This is a genomic window from Micromonospora sp. HUAS YX12, from assembly GCF_040215685.1.
Lineage (GTDB): Bacteria > Actinomycetota > Actinomycetes > Mycobacteriales > Micromonosporaceae > Micromonospora > Micromonospora tulbaghiae.
The window spans coordinates 3,035,082-3,054,259 of record NZ_CP157974.1 but is presented as its reverse complement, the minus strand read 5'-3'; the positions used below and the strand labels follow the sequence as shown (position 1 = coordinate 3,054,259).

The 19,178-nt window shown below is 73.1% G+C and carries 17 protein-coding genes; 2 read left to right on the top strand and 15 right to left on the bottom strand.

The window, feature by feature from the left end; genetic code table 11:
• Window positions 1-21: 21 nt before the first annotated feature.
• Window positions 22-1,200 carry a zinc-dependent alcohol dehydrogenase gene (locus ABIH81_RS14860; RefSeq protein WP_349880818.1) on the bottom strand — a complete coding sequence of 393 codons (1,179 nt, stop codon included), beginning with the start codon at window positions 1,198-1,200 and terminating at the stop codon, window positions 22-24.
• Window positions 1,197-1,835 carry a cyclase gene (locus ABIH81_RS14855; protein ID WP_349880817.1) on the bottom strand — a complete coding sequence of 213 codons (639 nt, stop codon included), beginning with the start codon at window positions 1,833-1,835 and terminating at the stop codon, window positions 1,197-1,199. Before ABIH81_RS14855 ends, ABIH81_RS14860 begins: the two co-directional genes overlap by 4 nt.
• A gap of 121 nt (window positions 1,836-1,956) precedes the next feature.
• On the opposite strand from ABIH81_RS14855, the gene ABIH81_RS14850 reads away from it, so the two are divergent.
• Window positions 1,957-3,042 (top strand): glycosyltransferase family 2 protein, encoded by a 1,086-nt coding sequence (locus ABIH81_RS14850; protein WP_349880816.1) that lies wholly within the window; start codon window positions 1,957-1,959, stop codon window positions 3,040-3,042.
• Between the two features lie 65 nt (window positions 3,043-3,107).
• On the opposite strand, the gene ABIH81_RS14845 is transcribed toward ABIH81_RS14850, so the two are convergent.
• The 3 genes from ABIH81_RS14845 to ABIH81_RS14835 are packed head-to-tail and all read right to left on the bottom strand — an operon-like array spanning window position 3,108 to window position 5,009.
• Window positions 3,108-3,746, bottom strand: a complete 639-nt coding sequence (locus ABIH81_RS14845) for a DUF3618 domain-containing protein (protein WP_349880815.1) — start codon at window positions 3,744-3,746, stop codon at window positions 3,108-3,110.
• Window positions 3,743-4,195 (bottom strand): phage holin family protein, encoded by a 453-nt coding sequence (locus ABIH81_RS14840; RefSeq protein ID WP_018787295.1) that lies wholly within the window; start codon window positions 4,193-4,195, stop codon window positions 3,743-3,745. The genes ABIH81_RS14845 and ABIH81_RS14840 overlap by 4 nt, the downstream gene beginning before the upstream one ends.
• 31 nt (window positions 4,196-4,226) lie before the next feature.
• Window positions 4,227-5,009 carry a hypothetical protein gene (locus tag ABIH81_RS14835; RefSeq protein WP_349880814.1) on the bottom strand — a complete coding sequence of 261 codons (783 nt, stop codon included), beginning with the start codon at window positions 5,007-5,009 and terminating at the stop codon, window positions 4,227-4,229.
• Between the two features lie 207 nt (window positions 5,010-5,216).
• Between ABIH81_RS14835 and ABIH81_RS14830 the strand changes: the two genes are divergently transcribed.
• Window positions 5,217-5,681 (top strand): DUF4383 domain-containing protein, encoded by a 465-nt coding sequence (locus ABIH81_RS14830; protein ID WP_349881110.1) that lies wholly within the window; start codon window positions 5,217-5,219, stop codon window positions 5,679-5,681.
• A gap of 154 nt (window positions 5,682-5,835) precedes the next feature.
• Here ABIH81_RS14830 and ABIH81_RS14825 read toward each other — a convergent pair whose 3' ends face one another.
• The 10 genes from ABIH81_RS14825 to ABIH81_RS14780 form a co-directional block, all read right to left on the bottom strand.
• The gene (locus tag ABIH81_RS14825; RefSeq protein ID WP_349880813.1) at window positions 5,836-6,285 is read right to left on the bottom strand and encodes a GNAT family N-acetyltransferase; all 450 of its coding nucleotides are present in this window, start codon (window positions 6,283-6,285) and stop codon (window positions 5,836-5,838) included.
• 59 nt (window positions 6,286-6,344) lie between these two features.
• Complete coding sequence (obgE, locus tag ABIH81_RS14820; protein WP_349880812.1) at window positions 6,345-7,796, bottom strand: GTPase ObgE; 1,452 nt, start codon at window positions 7,794-7,796, stop codon at window positions 6,345-6,347.
• Window positions 7,797-7,886: 90 nt separating this feature from the next.
• Window positions 7,887-8,141: a 50S ribosomal protein L27 gene (rpmA, locus tag ABIH81_RS14815; protein ID WP_013288010.1), complete on the bottom strand. Its 255-nt coding sequence runs from the start codon at window positions 8,139-8,141 to the stop codon at window positions 7,887-7,889.
• An 11-nt stretch (window positions 8,142-8,152) separates the two neighbouring features.
• Window positions 8,153-8,467 carry a 50S ribosomal protein L21 gene (gene rplU / locus ABIH81_RS14810; protein WP_018787289.1) on the bottom strand — a complete coding sequence of 105 codons (315 nt, stop codon included), beginning with the start codon at window positions 8,465-8,467 and terminating at the stop codon, window positions 8,153-8,155.
• A gap of 301 nt (window positions 8,468-8,768) precedes the next feature.
• Window positions 8,769-12,161: an Rne/Rng family ribonuclease gene (locus ABIH81_RS14805; protein WP_349880811.1), complete on the bottom strand. Its 3,393-nt coding sequence runs from the start codon at window positions 12,159-12,161 to the stop codon at window positions 8,769-8,771.
• A gap of 131 nt (window positions 12,162-12,292) precedes the next feature.
• Window positions 12,293-12,988: a TIGR03936 family radical SAM-associated protein gene (locus tag ABIH81_RS14800; RefSeq protein ID WP_349881109.1), complete on the bottom strand. Its 696-nt coding sequence runs from the start codon at window positions 12,986-12,988 to the stop codon at window positions 12,293-12,295.
• Window positions 12,989-13,432: 444 nt separating this feature from the next.
• Entirely contained in the window at window positions 13,433-14,938 is a 1,506-nt protein-coding gene (mycP, locus tag ABIH81_RS14795; protein ID WP_349880810.1) for a type VII secretion-associated serine protease mycosin, read from the bottom strand.
• A 10-nt stretch (window positions 14,939-14,948) separates the two neighbouring features.
• Window positions 14,949-16,445 (bottom strand): hypothetical protein, encoded by a 1,497-nt coding sequence (locus tag ABIH81_RS14790; protein WP_349880809.1) that lies wholly within the window; start codon window positions 16,443-16,445, stop codon window positions 14,949-14,951.
• Between the two features lie 14 nt (window positions 16,446-16,459).
• Window positions 16,460-16,897 (bottom strand): hypothetical protein, encoded by a 438-nt coding sequence (locus tag ABIH81_RS14785; protein WP_349880808.1) that lies wholly within the window; start codon window positions 16,895-16,897, stop codon window positions 16,460-16,462.
• Window positions 16,898-17,066: 169 nt separating this feature from the next.
• Window positions 17,067-19,052: a TIGR03960 family B12-binding radical SAM protein gene (locus ABIH81_RS14780; RefSeq protein ID WP_349880807.1), complete on the bottom strand. Its 1,986-nt coding sequence runs from the start codon at window positions 19,050-19,052 to the stop codon at window positions 17,067-17,069.
• Window positions 19,053-19,178 lie beyond the last annotated feature (126 nt).

The window sequence follows — 19,178 nt, the reverse complement described above, 5'->3', positions numbered from 1 at the left end:
CGCACCCCTTCCCCGGGACGGTCAGGCGGCCTGCGGGTGCAGCACGGTACGCAGGCAGCCGTCCTCCTTCTTCTCGAAGATCTCGTAGCCCCGGGCGCCCTGTTCGAGGGACATCGGGTGGGTGGCCAGGTAACCGGGATCGATCTCACCGGCCGCGATCCGGTCCAGCAGCATCGGGATGTAGCGCTGGGCGTGCATCTGTCCCATCCGCAGCACCAGTGCCTTGTTCATGGCCGCGCCGAGCGGGAACTTGTCCACCAGGCCGCCGTACACGCCGACGATGCTCACCGTGCCGCCCTTGCGGCAGGCCATGATCGCCTGCCGGACCGAGGTGGGCCGGTCGGTCTGCGCGCGTACCGTCTGCTTGGCCTTGTCGTACGCGTACGCCGGGCCGACATCGTGTGACTCCATGCCGACGGCCTCGATGCAGGCGTCCGGGCCGCGCCCGGCGGTCATCTCCCGCAGCGCCTCAAGCACGTCGGTCTCGGCGTAGTCGATCGTCTCCACGCCGAGGCGCTGCGACGCGGTGGCGAGCCGCTCCGGCAGCCGGTCGATCATCACGACCCGCTCGGCGCCGAGGATCTGCGCGGACCGGGCCGCCATCTGGCCGACGCCACCGGCGCCCCAGACCGCGACCACCTCGCCGCCCTTGAGGTTGCAGAAGTCGGCGGCCATCCAGCCGGTCGGCATCGCGTCGGAGGCGAAGACGACGGAGTCGTCCGGCACCCCGTCCGGCACGGTGAACGCGCCGACGTCGCCGAACGGCACCCGGATGTACTCGGCGTGGCTGCCCGAGTAGCCGCCGGCCGCGTGCGAGTAGCCGAGGATGCCGGCCGGCGAGTGCCCCCACAGCTTCTCGGTGAAGACCGGCTGCGGGTTGGAGTTGTCGCACAGCGAGAACTGCTCGGTACGGCAGTACCAGCACGAGCCGCAGGCCACCACCGAGCCGACCACGACCCGATCGCCGACGGAGATCCGCCGCACGTCCGGGCCGGTCTCGACCACCTCGCCCATGAACTCGTGGCCGAGGATGTCACCCTCGCGCATGGCCGGCAGGTAGCCGTTGATCAGGTGCAGGTCGGAGCCGCAGACGCTGCTCGCGCGGACCTTGACGATGATGTCGCCGGCGGACCTGACGGCCGGCTCCGGCACGTCCCGCACGGCCAGCTTGCCGACGCCCTCCCAGCACAACGCCCTCACGGTCGTCCTCCCGCCATCAGCTTCTCGCGGACCTTGTCCGTCGCCCGTTCCTGCCGCCCGCTGCGCCCGGACGGGTCGTGCCGGGTGTCGAGCACCTGCCCGGTCTCGATCAGCGACTTGATCCGGCGCAGCGCGGTGCGCAGACCCAGGTCCGGGTCGCTGCCGCCGACGAGGCCGACCGCCCGCCGGATCGGTCCGGAGCGCCACCGCAGCTCGGCCCGGATCTCGGTGCCCCGGTCCTGCGGCGCGGCGGCCAGCTCGACCCGGCCGCGCTGGGCGACCGGCCCGTCGGTGACCCGCCAGCTCAACCGGCCCGGCCCGTCGACGGTGATCTCGGCCCGCCACTCGGTGCCGCCGCCGGCCGGGTCGGCCGCCACGCAGCGCCACCGGTTCGCGTCGAGCTGCTCCAGCGTCGCCCACTCGGCCAGCCCACGGTCCAGCCGCTCCCGGTCGGTCCAGAAGCCGATCACCTCGTCGACCGGCCGGTCCACGGTGATCCCGCGGCGCACCACGTACCAGCCGTCCTCCCGGTCGGGCTGGTGCCGGTGCCGCCGACGGGCCACCGTCCGGGTGACCCCGAGCGCGGTCACCGCGGCGGCGCCGGCCAGCACCCATCTCGTCGCGTTGCTGGGCATCACGTCTCCTCCCGACTCGGACCGTCCGTATCCGGCTGCGCTACCCGGCGCAGCGCGCCCGAAACGGTTTCAGCAGCCGCATTCCGGGCAAGTCGCGTGACCCGACACGAGGGGAGGCGACGTGACCCGACCGACCGCCGCACAGCCGCACGACGAGGGCGCCGCGTCCGCGCCGGTCCGGCTCCCGATGGCGTACGTCCTGCCGCTGCGCGCCCACGATGACAGCGGCCTGGACGAGCTGACCGGGTACCTGCGCGAGCTGAGCCGCTGGGTCGACGTGGTGGTGGTCGACGGATCGGCGCCGGAGCTGTTCGCCCGGCACGCCGACGCCTGGCACGGGCTGGTGCGCCACGTACCGCCGGACCCGGCGCTGCGCGGGCGCAACGGCAAGGTGCTCGGCGTGCTCACCGGCGTCGCGCTGGCCCGTCACGAGCACGTGGTGATCGCCGACGACGACGTCCGGTACGACCGGGCGGCCCTGTGCGCCGTGCACCAGATGCTGGACGGGGTGGACCTGGTCCGGCCGCAGAACCACTTCGACCCGCTGCCCTGGCACGCCTGGTGGGACACCGGCCGGACGCTGCTCGCCCGCGTGTTCGGCGGCGACTGGCCGGGCACGCTCGCGGTACGGCGGAGCACGTTCCTGGCCATGGGCGGCTACGACCCCGACGTGCTCTTCGAGAACCTGGAGCTGGTCCGGACCGTGCGCGCGTACGGCGGCAGCACCGCCACCCCGGCGTGGTTGTACGTGCGGCGGCGCCCGCCCACCGCCGCGCACTTCCTCGGGCAGCGGGTCCGCCAGGCGTACGACGAGACGGCCCGTCCGGTGTGGCAGCTCGCCGCGCTGGCGGTGCTGCCGGCGACGGCGGCCGCGCTCGCCACCCGCCGGCCCGGGCTGCTGCTGCGCGCCGGACTGGCGACTGTGGCAGTGGCGGAGCTGGGCCGGCGACGGGCCGGCGGCGACCGGGTCTTCCCGGCGCACACGAGCCTGGCCGCGCCCGCCTGGGTGCTGGAACGCGGCCTGTGCGCCTGGCTGGCGGTGGGCCGGCGGCTACGCGGCGGGGTGCCCTACGCGGGCGCCCGGCTGCGGACGGCGGCCAACCCCGCACGCGTCCTGCGCCGGCGGATGACGCGGCGCCGCCCCGACGATCTGGTGCTCTGGGTGGAGACCGGAGCGGTGCCCCCACCGCTGCGCGCCGAGGTGTAAGGAAGGGCCCCTTCTTATCGCCTGGGCGATAAGAAGGGGCCCTTCCTAACCGGAGGCGGGAACCTTCAGGACCGCGCCTGCTCGGCGCTGTGCCGGACGTCCTGGGCGGCGGCGCGGCCGTCGTCCTTGACCGTGTACGCGGCGTCCTGCGCGGTGGCCTTGACCGACTCGGCGGCGTGCTGCGCCGGCTCGCGCAGCTCCTCCTTCAGCTCGGTGGCGACCTCGCCCAGCTTCTCCTTCACCACTCCGCCGTGCTCGGCGGCCTTCTCCTTGACCTGCGCGGCGACCTGCTGCTCGCGGCGGGTGGCCGGGATCAGCGAGGAGACCAGCATGCCGACGCCGAAGGCGATCACGCCGGCGGCGATCGGGTTGCCCTCGGACTTCTGCCGTACCACATGCGGCGCCCGGTGGGCGGCGTCGCTCACCGTGGCGGCGGCGGACTGCGCCTTGTCGCCCGCCGTGGAGGCCATCGAGGAGGCGTGGTCGCCCACCGAGTGGGCGGCGTGGCCGGTGCTGTGGCCGAGGTCCGATGCGGTTCCCATCACCTTGTCCTTCACGTTCGTCAGCGCGCTGCGTACGCGCTGCTTGCGGTCGTCGACGATGCGGCTCGGGCTGACCTTGTACGCCAGGGCGTCCACGTCCGAGCTGAGGTTGTTGCGGGTGGCTTCGATCTCGCGGCGGATCTGCTCGGGATCGGTGCTCATCGGGTGACTCCCTCCGGGTGCGGCTTGAGCGCGTCGGGGATGCGCTGCACGCTGTCGTTGGTCTGCTTCAGGCCGCGGATCCGCTCGGCGTTCTTCTTGCCCATCGAGTACAGGACCGCCGCGACCGCGGCCCAGATCACGGCCACGATCAGCGCGGCCAGCCCGGAGTCCATGACGTTGTCGAGGAACTGCCAGATCGCGATGGAGACGAAGAGCGCCACCATGTAGCCGCCGAAACCGGCGCCGCCGAACAGGCCGGCGGCCTTGCCCGCCTTCTTGCCCTCCTGGCGGATCTCGGCCTTGGCCAGCTCGACCTCCTGGCGCATCAGCGTGGACAGGTCGGTGGTGACCTGACGCATCAGGTCGCCGAGCGAGCTGCCGCGCACCTCGTCGGCGTGGGGCGGGGCGCCCGCCGCCTGATAGCCGGGATCCTGCGTGGGTACGGTCATGCCGTCGCCTCCCTTCTGCCGGTGCGGCCGGTCACGGGCGGGGAGCGCCGGTCGACGGGACGCCCGGCAGCGGGTCGGTGCGCTCCGGCGGCGGCAGCGGCTGACCGGTGCCGCCCACCGGGTCGGCCCAGGTGTTCGGGGCGCCGCCACCCGGGTAGGTCGCGCCCGGCGCGGAGTAGCCCGGGTCCGGCTCGGCGTAGCTGCCCGGCGTCGGGTCGAGGTAGCCGCCCGGCGGCACCTGGTCCGGCACCTCACGCGCGGTCGGGATGACGGCGGTACGGTCCGGGTCGTACGCCGGCCGCGCCGTGCTGTCGTCGCCGAGTGCGGTGATGTTGCGGGTGAGCCGCCCGGCGACCACGCCGAGCAGCGCCGCGCCCACGAGGAACGTGCCGGGGCTGCGGCGGGCGTAGTTCTTCACCTCGTTGAGCAGGTCGCCCGGCTCGCGCTGCTCCAGCCAGCCGGCCACGCCGTGCACCCGCTCGGCCGCCTGGTGGGCCAGCTCGGTGACCGGCCCGGAGCCGCCACCCTGCTGCGCCATGGTGCGCATCTCGTCGGCGAGCGACCGCAGCCCGCTGGCGGCGCGCTGCTGCTGCTGACCGGCCTGGGCGGTGACCTGGCCGCGGGCCTCGCCGTAGAGGTCGCGGGCCTGCCGCCTGGCCTCGCCCACCACCTCCCGGCCCTGCTCCTTGGCGGTCTGCGCGACCGCGCCGCCCGCGTTCGCGGCGTCGGAGCCGACCTGGCGGGCCTGGTCGCGCACGCCGCCACCGTTCGTCGACTGGTACGTGGCCGAACTGGGGGAAAGATCCTGAGTCATGGTGTCCCTTCCGCTCGTGTGGTGCCAGCGGGTGTCTTCGGGGGGTACGCGGATTGTTTCCGCGTGACAATCGCCCTACCCCCGGTCAGCCGGTCCATGCCTGATTCGTGATTTCTCTGCGGGAGCGGCCCGCCCCGGTCAGAGAATGGAATGCCGCCCGCCCGGGCGGCGGCGAGTCCCACGGGGGTGACAGGGATGGCACGTGACGTGCGCGAACACGCGTCCGCCCGGCCTGCGGTGCAGAAGGTCGCTCTCGCGGCGGCAGCCCTCTTCGCGCTGATCGGCGTGCTCGGTTTCGTGCCCGGCATCACCACCCAGTACGGCGACATGACGTTCGCCGGGCACCACTCCGGGGCGAAGCTGCTCGGGGTGTTCCAGGTGTCGGTGCTGCACAACCTGCTGCACCTGCTGTTCGGCCTGGTCGGGCTGGTGATGGCCCGGCGGCTGGGCGGCGCGCGGGTCTTCCTCGCCGGGGGCGGCGCGCTCTACCTGGTGCTGTGGCTGTACGGCTTCGCCATCGACCGGGACACCGCGGTGAACTTCGTGCCGGTGAACGACGCCGACAACTGGCTGCACCTGGCCCTCGGTTTCGGCATGCTCGCCGCCGGCCTGCTGCTCAACAACGACCTCGGCACCGGCAGCCGGGTGGAGGCCCCCGTCGACCGCCCCTGACCAGGCGCGACACGCCGGTGCGGCGTTTGCCCCGGTCCGGCGCCGGGCCGGAGGGCAACCGCGAGCGGGTCGAGGAGGTCGGCGACACGGTGGTTGCGCGACAACCGGTCAACGCGCCGCACGCGCAGACCAGCGCCTGATCGTCAGGCGCCGATCAGGCCGCCACCGGCAGTCGCTTGGCGAAGCAGACGCTGTACGGGTTGTCCACGTACTCGCCGTAGACCGGGATCGGCTCGTAACCGCTGGACCGGTAGAGCTCGATCGCGGCCGGCAGGTAGGTGCCGGTCTCCAGGCACACCGTGCGGTGCCCCTGCCGGAACGCGAGCTCCTCCAGCGCCACGAGCAGCTGCCGGGCGATGCCCCGACCCCGGTACGCCGGCCGCACGTACATCCGCTTCAGTTCGCCGGTGTCGGCGTCGAGCGCCTGCAGCCCGCCGCAGCCGACCGCCCGGCCTCCGATCACGACGGCCAGGTAGTGGATGTCGGTGTGCACGACCGTGACCTGCCCGTCCAGCCCGCCGTCGGCGTCGCGCAGCTCACGCTGCTGGGCGACGACGAGCGCGGCGATCTCCGGATCGGTGGCGGGACGGGACTCGATCAACATGCCCGTACGCTAGATCGGCCGGATTTCGCGCAGGTTTCCCGCCACCGACCCGGAAACGGCTACTCGGCGTCCGCTTCCGCCGCCGGCGCGGCCTCGATCTCGTCCTCCGGCCGGACCCGGCGGGCCTTGCGGGCCGCCAGCCGGTCGGACGCCGACGGGCGGTTCGGCTTGTCCTCGAACCGTACGTCGGTGCCCCGGTTACCCGGCACGAAGTCGACACCGGCGTAGAGCGTCGGCTGCCAGTCGAACTCCCGGTCACCGATGCGCACCAGGTCACCGGCCTGCGCGCCGGCCTTGGCGAGCTTCTCCTCGACGCCGAGGCGGGCCAGCCGGTCGGCCAGGTAACCCACTGCCTCGTCGTTGTCGAAGTTGGTCTGCTTGACCCAGCGCTCCGGCCGGCTGCCGCGCACCGTGTACGAGCCGTCCGGCTCCGCCTCGATGGTGAAGCCGGCGTCGTCGACCGCCTTCGGGCGGATCACGACCCGGGTCGGCTCGGCCGGCGGGGCAGCGCGGCGACCCTGGTCGACCAGCTCCGCCATCGCGTACGTCAGCTCGCGCAGGCCCTCGCGGGTCGCCGTCGAGATGTCGAAGACGCGCAGGCCGCGGGCCTCCAGGTCGGGGCGGACGATGTCGGCGAGGTCCTTGCCGTCCGGCACGTCGACCTTGTTGAGCGCGACCAGCCGGGGCCGGTCGGCCAGGCCGCCGTACTGGGACAGCTCCGACTCGATGGCGTCGATGTCGGCGAGCGGGTCACGGCCGGGCTCCAGCGTCGCGGTGTCGATCACGTGCACCAGCACGGCGCAGCGCTCGACGTGGCGGAGGAACTCCAGGCCCAGGCCCTTGCCGCTGGCCGCACCCGGGATCAGGCCCGGCACGTCGGCGACGGTGAAGGTGTGGTTGTCCACCCGGACCACGCCCAGGTTCGGTACCAGCGTGGTGAACGGGTAGTCGGCGATCTTCGGCTTGGCCGCGGAGATCACCGAGATCAGTGACGACTTTCCGGCCGATGGGAAGCCGACCAGGCCCACGTCGGCGACGCTCTTGAGTTCCAGCACCACGTCCAGCCGGTCGCCGGGCTCACCCAGCTCGGCGAAGCCCGGCGCCTTGCGGCGGGCGTTCGCCAGCGAGGCGTTGCCGCGCCCGCCCCGGCCGCCCCGGGCCGCCTCGAACGTCGTGCCGACGCCGACCAGGTCGGCCAGCACCTCGCCGTCCAGGCTCTGCACCACTGTGCCGTTCGGCACCTTGATGACCAGGTCACGGCCGTTGGCGCCGTCCCGGTTCGAGCCGGCGCCGCCCTTGCCGTTCTCGGCCTTGAGATGCGGCCGGAAGTGGAAGTCGAGCAGCGTGGTGACCTGCGCGTCGACCACCAGCGACACGCTGCCGCCGTGGCCGCCGTTACCGCCGTCCGGCCCGCCGAACGGCTTGAACTTCTCCCGGTGGATCGAGACACAGCCGTGCCCGCCGTCGCCGGCCTGCATGTGCAGGACGACCCGGTCAACGAACGTCGTCACGACGCCAATCCTTCCAGCGGGGTCCGCCCCGCACGTGGAAAAGCGAAGCGGGCCGGGACTCGAGGTCCGCGGCCCGCAACGCTTTCAGAACTACTGCTGCGGCACGATGCTGACGGTCTTGCGACCGCGCTTGGTGCCGAACTGAACCGAACCGGCGGCCAGCGCGAACAGCGTGTCGTCGCCGCCACGGCCGACCAGGTCACCGGGGTGGAACTTGGTGCCACGCTGACGGATGAGGATCTCACCCGCGCTGACGACCTGACCACCGAAGCGCTTCACGCCGAGCCGCTGGGCCGCGGAGTCACGGCCGTTACGCGAGCTGGACGCACCCTTTTTGTGAGCCATTGGAGGACGACCTACTTCCCGCTGGAGATGCCGGTCACCTTGACCTGGGTCAGCGGCTGGCGGTGACCCTGGCGCTTGTGGTAGCCGGTCTTGTTCTTGAACTTGTGGATCCGGATCTTCGGGCCCTTGGTGTGCGCGGCGATCTCGCCGGACACCGCGACCTTGGCGAGCTTCGCCGCGTCGGTCACCAGGTCGTCACCGTCGACGAGGAGCACCGCGGTGAGCTTCACCGCGTCGCCGGGGGCACCGGCGAGCTTCTCGACCTCGATCACGTCGCCCTCGGCGACCTTGTACTGCTTGCCGCCGGTCTTGACGATCGCGTACATCGGAGGCGGACTCCCTGTCGTTGAGGCTGCTGGCGTCTATTGCACCGTTGCCGGCTGTCACACCGTCGACGGTCGTTCCCACGGCGTCTCGCCGGGAGCCGTGACACCGGCGGCGCGGGCACGCGGGAACTCGGCACACCAAAGTGCGCCGCAGGCAAGCGTACGCCATACCCGGCCCGCCCCCCAAACCGGGCTGCCGGTAGGCACCTTCCCGCCGGGCTCGCCGGGCACGACAGGGCCCCCGCCCCGCCGTTCTCGGCGAAGCAGGGGCCCTGTTCACGCAGGTCAGCGCCTTAAAGCCTCACGGCCGGGTACGCCGCCGGGCGCCACCACGGCGGGCCCGCCGGCGCGGGGCGCCGCTGTCGTCGTCGTTGTCTCCGTCACCGATCGCGTCCGGGTCGTCGGCGGCGGCCAGCCGGGCCGAGTCGCCCTCCTGGCTGTCCGCGACCGCCGGGGCGGCGGGCGTCTCCGTCTCAAACCGGGACAGGTCGTAGCCCTGGGTGTCGTAGTAGTCGTCGTCGTTCTCGACCACCTCGACGACGATCCGCTCCGGCACGACCGGCGGCTCGGCGGCGGCCTGCGCGGCCGGCTGCTCCGGCGCGGCCTCCACCGCGGGCTTCTCCGCGGCGGCCTTGCGGCCCCGGCGGCGGCCCTTCTCCTCGGCCGGCGCGGCGACCGCCGAGGCGACCGCCTTGACCTTCTCCCCCGCCCCGCCGCGCGGCTTCTCCGGCACCGGCTCGGTGTGGATGATCACGCCCCGGCCCTTGCAGCACTCGCAGGTCTCGCTGAACGCCTCCAGCAGGCCCGCGCCGATGCGCTTACGGGTCATCTGCACCAGGCCGAGCGACGTGATCTCGGTGACCTGATGCTTCGTACGGTCCCGGCCGAGGCACTCGGTGAGCCGGCGCAGCACCAGCTCCCGGTTCGACTCCAGCACCATGTCGATGAAGTCGATCACCACGATGCCGCCGAGGTCGCGCAGCCGGAGCTGGCGCACGATCTCCTCGGCCGCCTCCAGGTTGTTGCGGGTGACCGTCTCCTCCAGGTTCCCCCCGGAGCCGGTGTACTTGCCGGTGTTGACGTCGATGACAGTCATCGCCTCGGTGCGGTCGATCACCAGCGAGCCGCCCGACGGGAGGAAGACCTTCCGGTCCAGCCCCTTGAGGATCTGCTCGTCGATCCGGTACTCGGCGAACACGTCCGCCACCCCGGCGTGCCGGCGCAGCCGCGCCACCAGGTCCGGGGACACGTGCGACAGGTACGACTCGACCACGTCGTACGCCTGCTCGCCCTCGATGACCAGCTCGCGGAAGTCCTCGTTGAACAGGTCCCGGACCACGCGGATGACCAGGTCCGGCTCCTCGTAGAGCAGCACCGGAGCGCCGCCCTCGGCCGCCTTGGCCTGGATGTCCTCCCACTGCGCCTGGAGCCGCTTGACGTCGCGCGCCAGCTCGTCCTCGCTGGCACCCTCGGCCGCGGTCCGGACGATCACCCCGGCGCCGTCCGGCACCAGCTTCTTCAGCACGTCCCGCAGCCGCTTGCGCTCGGTGTCGGGCAGCTTGCGGCTGATCCCGGAGGCGTTGCCGTTCGGCACGTAGACCAGGTGCCGGCCGGAGAGCGCGATGTGGCTGGTCAGCCGCGCGCCCTTGTGCCCGATCGGATCCTTGGTGACCTGCACCAGCACCGAGTCGCCGGAGCGCAGCGCCTGCTCGATCGAGCGGGCCCGGCCCTCCAGGCCGGTGGCGTCCCAGTTGACCTCACCGGCGTACAGGACCGCGTTGCGCCCGCGCCCGATGTCGACGAAGGCCGCCTCCATGCTCGGCAGGACGTTCTGGACCTTGCCCAGGTAGACGTTGCCGGCCATGGTGCCGGACGAGTTCCGCGTGACGTAGTGCTCCACCAGCACGCCGTCCTCGAGCACGGCGATCTGGGTGCGGTCGCCCCGCTGGCGGACCACCATGACCCGGTCCACCGCCTCGCGGCGGGCCAGGAACTCCGACTCGCTCAGGATCGGCGGCCGGGTACGCCGCTGCTCGCGGCCGTCCCGGCGACGCTGCCGCTTGGCCTCCAGCCGGGTCGAGCCGGAGACACCCTGCACCTCGTCGACCGGCTTGCGCGGCTCACGGATCTTGACGACGGTCGGCACGCCGTCCTCGGCGGCGGTGTCCGCCTCCCCGGCGCCCCGGCGGCGACGACGGCGACGGCGGCGGGTCATCCCCTCGCCCTCGGCCTCCTCGTCCTCCGCGGACTCCTCGGCCTCGTCCTCGGCGGTCTCGGCCGCGCCGGACTCGTCGATGTCCTCGTCGTCGGCCTCGTCCGCGCCGCCCTTGCCCCGGCCACGACCCCGGCGGCCCCGGCGGCGGCGACGCCGGCCCGCGGCCGTCTCGTCGTCCTCGTCCGCCTCGGCGGCCTCCTCGGCCTCGGCGGCCGGCTCCTCCTCGGCGACCTCCGGCTCGACCTCGGCCTCGACCGGCTCGACCTCACGGCGGCCGCGACGGCGGCGCCGTCCGGTCTCGACCGCTTCCTCGATCGGCTCCTCCGCCGCCGGGTACGTGACCTGGACGGCCGGCGCCTCGTCGGGCTGGGGCGCCATGAACAGGACGGTCGGCGCGGAGAGCGCGGCACGACGCCGGCGGCTCGTGGGCGGCGGCGTCTCGGCCGGCTCCTCGGCCGCGCGCGGCACCGCGGCGCCCGTCGCGTCCGCCGGGCCGCCGCCGCGGGCCAGGTCGACCTCTTCGGTACGCGCAGCCGCGGCGCTCGCGTCCTCAACGCTCTCGGCCTCGGCGTCCTCGTCCTCGACGTCCTCGCCGGTGGTCTCACCGATGCCGGCCGCGCCGCTGGTGCTCGTCGCGCCGCCAGTGCTCGTCTTGCCGCCGCCGGCGGCCTTGTTTCCGCTGGTGGCGGCCTTGTCGCCGGTGGTGGCCCGGTCGCCGGTGGCGGTGCGGTCGCCGGTGGCGGTGCGCCGGCGGGCGGCGGTGCGCTCGCTGGCGGGGGCCTGCCCGGCGGTCCCGGCGGCGGTCCCGGCGGTCTCCCCGGTGACGGCCCCGTCCGTGGCGGCCTCGCCGCCGTCGATGTCGGCGCGTCCCTCGGCGATCAGGTCGCCCCCGGGCGCGGAGACCGGCCCGTCGATCATCCCGTCCGCGGGTGCCTGCCCCGCGGCGGCGGTCTCGTCCGGGGCGACCGTCTCGGCAGCCGGCGGCGTGGCCTTGCGGCGACGGGTCCGGGTCACCTTGACCGGCGGCACGACCTCCTCCGAGGCGGCCTCCACCCCGGCCGCGGCCACCGGCTCCTCGACCGCCTTCGCCGGGGTCGCCTTACGACGCCGCCGGGTGGTCTTCGGCGCGGTGTCCAACTCGCCGGCCACCGGCGCGAACACCTCGGCCTGCGGCGACTCACCGCTGCCGGTCACCGTCGTGGACGCCTCGACGGGTGCGTCGGTCTGCTCCGGCTGGTTCAGCGGAGCGGCCTTGCGGCGGCTGGCCCGCTTACGGGCCGGCGGCTTGGTCTCGGCGACACCTTCCGCGGTGGCGCTGCCTTCCGCGGTGGCGCCGTCGGCGCTGCCGGAGGAGGCACCCTCGGTGCGGGCGGAGGCGGCGCTGTCCGCGCTGCCGGAGGCGGTGGTGGCATCGTCAGCGGTCGTCCCGGCCGGCTCTGCGCCGGTCCGTTCGCCGCCCTCGGGCTCGTTCTCGAGCATGGACGTTCTCCAGTTCTGGCCGCCCCGGGCGCGGGTGAGCGCTGCCACGCAGGGTTGCCGCAAAGGTGTTTCCGCCGGGCGCGCAAAACGCGCGACCGCCGAAGTCTGCCTGCCAGAGCGTTGACCGACGGTCAGCGCTCTCCGATGGTTGCCCCGTCGCGATCCGCGTCCAACGGATCGACGATCTCGCCCTGCGCGGTCAACGTGCCCTGCGCCAGCCGGATCACCTTCGGGGTGACCGGCGGCTCCAGGGCGGCCACCGCGCGGAGGCCGGACAGGACGTCATCGGGCCGAACGGACGGGGTGACCTGCCGCACGACCAGTTCGAGTATCGCACACGGTACGGCCGCCGCCCCGGAAGGCGTCTCAGCCGGAGCCGCGACATCGATAGACACCACTGCAGCGCGGGCGTCGAACGTACGCCGCCCCTGCTTGGTCATCCGCTCGACCTGGATCTCCTCGGCGGCGGTGAAGGCCGCCACCGCCGCCGCGAGCACCTTCGGATCGACCTCGGGCAGCTCGATACGCCAGTACGACGCCTCGATCCGGTCCGCCAGGCTGCCGCCGGTGGCCTCCACCGCGTCGAGCACGTCGAGCCCGGGCGAGAGTGCGGCGTCGAGCGCCTCACGCAGCCGCGCCGGGTCGACCGGCTCACGGAGCCCGATCTCCAGGTACTCGGCCTCGCTCGCCACACCCGTCGGGGCGGCCGAGGCGTACGAGATCTTCGGGTGCGGAGTGAACCCCTGGGAGAAGGCGATCGGTACGCCGGCCCGGCGCAGCGCGCGCTCGAAGGCCCGGGCGAAGTCCCGGTGCGAGGTGAACCGCAGCGGCCCACGCTTGGCGTACCGGATACGGACCCGCTGGACGACGGGGGCCTGGCCGCCCTCGGGTTGAGGCTTTCTGGCGATCGTGAGCTCCTCGGCTGTGCCTGCGTATCGGTCTCATCCTGACGCAGCGCCCACCACGCCCCACACCCGGGGCCACCCCACCCACCCCAAACCCACCCAAACCCCAGCCCTTCCCGGCACTCAGGTGGGGCCCTCACCCGATGATCAAGGACTTAACGTCCAGATCCGCCTCACCTCAGTGCACAAACCCCTTGATCACCGGACAGAGCCGGTCAGGCGGAGCGGAGCAGAACGGGTAGCCGCGCGGGGCAGCCGGTCGATCATGAGGTTGGCGGCACGATTGGAGATCGACATCGCCGTCAACTTCATGATCGACGGGGTGGGTTGGGTGGGTGGGGCGGGCCTTCGGGAGTGGGGGGTGGGTCAGGTGCGGGTGTCGTGGGGTGGGGTGGGCTGCTGGGGTGGGGGTGGGTAGGCGCCCGCGCCGGGGTGGGGGGAGGCGCCTGCGCCGGGCTGGGGGTAGCCACCCGGTGTGGGGCCCGTGCCCGCGCCGGGGTGGGCGTACCCGCCCGGGTGGGCGGGGGCAACCGGCTGGGCGTAGGCGCCCGGGTGGGACGGGGTGCCCGGGTGGGCGTAGGCGCCGGGTGACGGGTGGCTGCCGGGAGGGCCGTAGCCGGAAGGCGGGGCGGCGGGATAGCCGGCCGGGACCGGCGGGAACTGCCCACCACCGTCCATCCGGTCGAGCGCCTCGTCCGGGATGTCGGCAGTGCGGGCCAGCTCGCGCCGGTGACGGCGGCGGTTCCAGATCAGGAACACCACGAGCGCCAGCAGCACCACGAGCGCCACCGCGATGCCGATGCCGATCACCATGACCTGCTGGTCGGTGGGGCCGCCCCGGTCGCCGTACTTCGTCACGTCGAAGTTGTCGTCCTCGGCGGCGGCCGGCGGCGCGGACGCGCTCGGCGCGGCGGCCCCGAGCAGCGGGTTCGCCGACACCGACGGCACGTCGGCGGTCAGCGCCGCCACCGGGTCGATCCGCCCGAAGCCGAACCGGGGATCGCGGCCGGGCGGGCCGGCGTCCCGGGCGGTGCGGATGATCCGGTTGATCACGTCGGGCGCGGAGAGCTTCGGGTACTCCGACCGGATCAGCGCCGCGACGCCGGAGACGACGGCGGCGGCGTCGGAGGTGCCGTCGCCCCAGCCGTAGCCCCGGTCCGGTCCGATGTTGTAGACCTCGTCCCCGGGCGCGGCGATCACCGCCTCCGGGCCCTGGGCCGATCCGGACCAGAAACCTCCGCCCCGGACCGTGCCGGTCACCGCGATCACGCCGGGGATCTTGGCGGGTGAGGTGACGTCCGGGCCGGCCTGCCGGACGTTACCGGCGGCGGCCACCACGACCACGTCGCGCTCCAGCGCGTACCGGATCGCGGCCTCCTCGACCTCCTCCACGGCTCCGGCGCCGCCGTACGACAGGTTGAGCACCTTCGCCCCGCCGTCGACAGCCATCCGGATGCCCCTCGCGGAGTCGTCCGAGGTGAACGCGTCGCCGGCGGGCTTCCGGATGGGCAGGATCCGGGCGTCGGGCGCGATGCCGACCACCCCGGTTCCGTTGGCCGCGATGATCCCGGCCATATGGGTGCCGTGGCCGTCCGGGTCGCGCCGCCCGTCGCCGGAGTCGCGGGTGCTGCCCCCGGCCAGAACCTGGCCCCGCATGTCGGGGTGCCCGGCGTCGACGCCGGTGTCCAGCACACCGACGACGACGCCCCGCCCGGTGGAGATCTGATGCGCCCGGTCGATCCGCAACTCGTCCAGATACCACTGCTCGGCGCGGCGCGGAGCGGCGACCGCGGGCTGGGCGGCACCCAGCAGCATCAGTCCGGCAAGCAGACCGGCCGCCACCGGCCGGAGCGCGCCGACGTGCACCTTCATCCGTCCGTCCTCATCGCAGGATGCCCGGGGACGCACCGTCACCGGCGCCCCACGGATCGTCGTCCTCAGTCAACCATGACGAGTGCTCCGCCGCGCCGCCGCCGTGCCCGGCACCGCCGTGGCCACCCATCATCCCGCCGCCCATCATTCCGGCGCCGGCCATCCCGCCACGCGCGCCGGCCGCGCCGCCCGGTCCCGCCGCGGCCGCGGCCTTCAGCGCGCTGGCCGCGCTGGTCAGTGGCGGAACCTTGCCGTTACCGCCGCCGACCATGCCGGGCAGGCCGCCCATGGCCATGCCGCCGGCTGCGCCGATCCCACCGCCGCCGATCCCACCGGCCGAACCCAGGCCGGCGCCACCGCCGCCGAAGCCGCCGCCACCGGCGCTCAGTCCGCCCGCGCCACCGCCGCCGCCCAGACCGAGCGTGCCCGGCCCGCCGGCGGTGATCGTGCCGGGCCCGCCCGCGCCGGCCAGACCGCTGCCGTACTCCGGGGTGCCCGAGCCGGGGGCGCCACCGAGCTCGGGGATCCCCCCGGTGGCCGGCGGGCTGTAGGAGCCGCCGCCGGGGATGCCACCGCCGGGGACACCGGTGCTCGGCGGCGTGAACGAACTGCCACCGGGCGCGCCGCCACCGGGGATGCCGGTGCTGCCTAGGGACGGCATGGGGCCGCCACCGCCGGGCATGCCACCGCCGGGCATGCCGCCGCCGGGTGCGCCGCCACCGGGCAGGCCACCACCGGGTACGCCGGCCGGGGGAACGCGCGGGTCGCCCCGGTAGCCGTCGCCGAAGTCACCCTTGTGCTGAGGTACGGCCAGCTTGGGGCGCTCGGCCTCCACTGCGGCCGGCAACGGCGCCATCGCCGCGTTGGCCGCCTTCTGGTTGTCGTTGTACCAGTTGTCGAGGTGCGACTTGGTGTCCCACCAGCCGCCACGCTCCTGGTCGCTGGCGTTGCCGTCGATCTTCATGGTGGCTTCGAGGTCGTCGGCCTTGTCGCGGAACGCGCCGTCGGCGTACAATGCTTGGTTGCCCTGGTAGTCACTGCGCAGGGCGGCGAGGAAACCGGACTGGCTCTCACCGTCGCGTGCGTCGTCCAGCTCGGTGCCGCCGGGCAGGCTCCACTCGTTCCAGCCGAAGTTGTCCATCAGCGGGATCGGGATGCTCGCCACCGTCTTGCGGATGTCACCCTCGATCCGCGACAGCGCGCCGCCGACATTGCTGGCGTGCGTGATGAGTTCCTCGATGTCCTTGCCGATCTCGGACAGGTGCTCGCGGTACGCGTCGCCGCCGCTGCCCTTCCAGCCCGCGAGCATCCCGGGCAGGCCGCCGGTGTGCGGACGCTCCTGGCCGGCCGCGATCGGGCCGACGAACGACCGGCCGACGAGGGAGTCGCGCAGGTGGCCGAGAGCGGTGGAGAGGTTGCTCCACCCCGAGCCGACCAGGCCGACGGTGTACGGATCCGCCGACAGCGTCACCTCGCGGACACAGCGTTCCCAAGTGGCTCCAGCCATGACCGTCTCCTCTCTCAGGCCGTGTACGGGTAGGTGGGCGGCTCTGCGCCACCGGGCGGCGAAGCAGCGGACTCCAGCAGCCGCTCGATGTCCTTGCCGTTTGCGGCGTTGCGCTCCTCGGCGTCACGGAACGCCTTGGCGATGTCCTCGGTGCCCTTCTTCAGGCCGGCCAGCTTGGCGGAGAGGCCCTTGAGGTGTGCCTCCATGTTGGCCGTGGAGCGCTCCAGCGCCTGCCACTGCAACCGGGCGTCGGCGAACGCGCCGAACGGGGTGCCGTTCGAGACGATCTGCGGGCTGTTGCTGTCGCCCTTCATGTTCTCCTTGATGCGCTCCATCTCCCAGGAGATGGTGTCCTCGACGTACTGCTTGAGGCGCTCGATGTACTCGGCCGCCGCATCCAGGTCCTCGACGCTGACGTGCAGATCGCCGGTATCCGGCGGATTGATGCCCATACTGCCTGTCCTCCCCGCTGCCGGCCCCGGCCGGTCCATTACGGACGCAGCGTATCGAGGAAGGACCAGTCGGGGCACCCCCGCCCCGCGTATCGCGGCGGTCACCGGGAAAGACGACGGAGCGCGGGAACCCGGTCGGGTTCCCGCGCTCCGGTGAGTGCCGGTGGCCTCAGCCCTGGGCGGCGGCGGGCAGCTTCAGTCCGTTGACCGGGGTGAGCGGCAGCAGCTTGCGCCCGGTCGGGCCGATCTGGATCTCGGTGTCCATGGACGGGCAGACGCCGCAGTCGAAGCAGGGCGTCCAGCGGCAGTCGTCCTGCTCGTACTCCGAGAGCGAGTCCTGCCAGTCCTGCCAGAGCCAGTCCTTGTCAAGGCCGGAGTCGAGGTGGTCCCAGGGCAGGACCTCCAGCTCCTCGCGCTCGCGGGTGGTGTACCAGTCGAGGTCCACGCCGTACGCCGGCAGCACCTCGGCGGCGGCGTCCACCCAGCGCTGGTACGAGAAGTGCTCGCTCCAGCCGTCGAACCGGCCGCCGTTCTCCCAGACCCTGCGGATCACCGCGCCGACCCGGCGGTCGCCCCGGGACAGCAGGCCCTCGATCAGCGACGGCTCACCGTCGTGGTAGCGGAAGCCGATCGCCCGGCCGAGCGACCGGTCGCTGTTGATCGCCTGCTTGAGCAGCTTGAGCCGGCCGTCGATGACCTCCGGCCGCTCCATCGAGGCCCACTGGAACGGGGTGTGCGGCTTCGGCACGAACCCGCCGATGGAGACCGTGCAGCGGATGTCCTTGGACCCGGTCGCCGCGCGGCCGGCCCGGATCACCTCGTGCGCCATGTCGGCGATCTCCAGGACGTCCTCGTCGGTCTCCGTGGGCAGGCCGCACATGAAGTAGAGCTTCACCTGCCGCCAGCCGTTGGAGTACGCGGTGACCACGGTGCGGATGAGGTCTTCCTTCGACACCATCTTGTTGATCACCTTACGGATCCGCTCCGACCCGCCCTCGGGGGCGAAGGTCAGACCGGTCCGGCGCCCGTTGCGGGACAGTTCCTGGGCCAGGTCGATGTTGAACGCGTCCACCCGGGTCGACGGCAGCGACAGCGAGACGTTCGTGCCCGCGTACTGCTCGGCCAGGCCGGAGCACATGTCGCCGATCTCCGAGTGGTCGGCCGACGACAGCGACAGCAGGCCCACCTCGTGGAAGCCGGAGAACTCCAGCCCTTCCTTGACCATCTGACCGACGGTGGTGATCGAACGCTCCCGCACCGGACGGGTGATCATGCCGGCCTGGCAGAAGCGGCAGCCCCGGGTGCAGCCCCGGAAGATCTCCACCGCGTACCGCTCGTGCACCGTCTCGGCGAGCGGGACCAGGGGCTTCTTCGGGTACGGCCAGGCGTCCAGGTCCATGGTCGTGCGCTTGTGCACCCGGAACGGCACGTCCGGACGGTTCGGCACGACCCGCTGGATCCGGCCGTCGGGCAGGTAGTCGACGTCGTAGAAGCGCGGCACGTAGACGCTCTCCGTGCGGGCCAGCCGCAGCAGCAGCTCGTCCCGGCCACCCGGGGAGCCCTCGGCCTTCCACTCCCGCACGATGGCGGTGATCTCCAGCACCGCCTCCTCGCCGTCGCCGAGCACCGCGGCGTCGACGAAGTCGGCGATCGGCTCCGGGTTGAACGCGGCGTGCCCGCCGGCCACGATCACCGGGTCGGCGTCGGTACGGTCGGCGGCGAGCAGCGGGATACCGGCCAGGTCGATCGCGGTGAGCAAATTGGTGTAGCCCAGCTCGGTGGAGAACGAGACGCCGAACACGTCGAAGTCACGCACCGGGCGGTGGGCATCGACGGTGAACTGCGGCACGCCGTGGGCGCGCATCAGCTTCTCCAGGTCGGGCCAGACCGCGTACGTCCGCTCGGCCAGCACGTCGGGCAGCTCGTTGAGCACCTCGTAGAGGATCTGCACGCCCTGGTTGGGCAGGCCCACCTCGTACGCGTCCGGGTACATGAGCGCCCACCGGACGGTCGCGGCGTCCCAGTCCTTGACCACCGCTCCCAGCTCTCCACCCACGTACTGGATGGGCTTGGTCACCTGCGGCAGCAACGGCTCCAGCCGGGGCCAGACCGAGTTGGCGGCGGCGGGACGCGGGGTCGTGGACGGGGCACTCATGATGCCCAAGCGTACGCGGTGCCCCCGCCCTCTCCCGCGCCCGCGCCCGTGTCCGCCGCGTTGATCAAGGAGTTTGTGCGCTGCCCCACGCTCCCGGCGGACACGAACTCCTTGATCACCGGGGTG

Bases quoted from the DNA above. Each gene is read 5' to 3' on its own strand.
- ABIH81_RS14855 (WP_349880817.1), bottom strand. From the start codon at position 1,835: ATGCCCAGCAACGCGACGAGATGGGTGCTGGCCGGCGCCGCCGCGGTG.
- ABIH81_RS14780 (WP_349880807.1), bottom strand. From the start codon at position 19,052: ATGAGTGCCCCGTCCACGACCCCGCGTCCCGCCGCCGCCAACTCGGTC.
- ABIH81_RS14845 (WP_349880815.1), bottom strand. From the start codon at position 3,746: ATGAGCACCGATCCCGAGCAGATCCGCCGCGAGATCGAAGCCACCCGC.
- mycP (WP_349880810.1), bottom strand. From the start codon at position 14,938: ATGAAGGTGCACGTCGGCGCGCTCCGGCCGGTGGCGGCCGGTCTGCTT.
- ABIH81_RS14785 (WP_349880808.1), bottom strand. From the start codon at position 16,897: ATGGGCATCAATCCGCCGGATACCGGCGATCTGCACGTCAGCGTCGAG.
- rpmA (WP_013288010.1), bottom strand. From the start codon at position 8,141: ATGGCTCACAAAAAGGGTGCGTCCAGCTCGCGTAACGGCCGTGACTCC.
- rplU (WP_018787289.1), bottom strand. From the start codon at position 8,467: ATGTACGCGATCGTCAAGACCGGCGGCAAGCAGTACAAGGTCGCCGAG.
- ABIH81_RS14805 (WP_349880811.1), bottom strand. From the start codon at position 12,161: ATGCTCGAGAACGAGCCCGAGGGCGGCGAACGGACCGGCGCAGAGCCG.
- ABIH81_RS14840 (WP_018787295.1), bottom strand. From the start codon at position 4,195: ATGACCGTACCCACGCAGGATCCCGGCTATCAGGCGGCGGGCGCCCCG.
- ABIH81_RS14825 (WP_349880813.1), bottom strand. From the start codon at position 6,285: ATGTTGATCGAGTCCCGTCCCGCCACCGATCCGGAGATCGCCGCGCTC.
- ABIH81_RS14790 (WP_349880809.1), bottom strand. From the start codon at position 16,445: ATGGCTGGAGCCACTTGGGAACGCTGTGTCCGCGAGGTGACGCTGTCG.
- ABIH81_RS14835 (WP_349880814.1), bottom strand. From the start codon at position 5,009: ATGACTCAGGATCTTTCCCCCAGTTCGGCCACGTACCAGTCGACGAAC.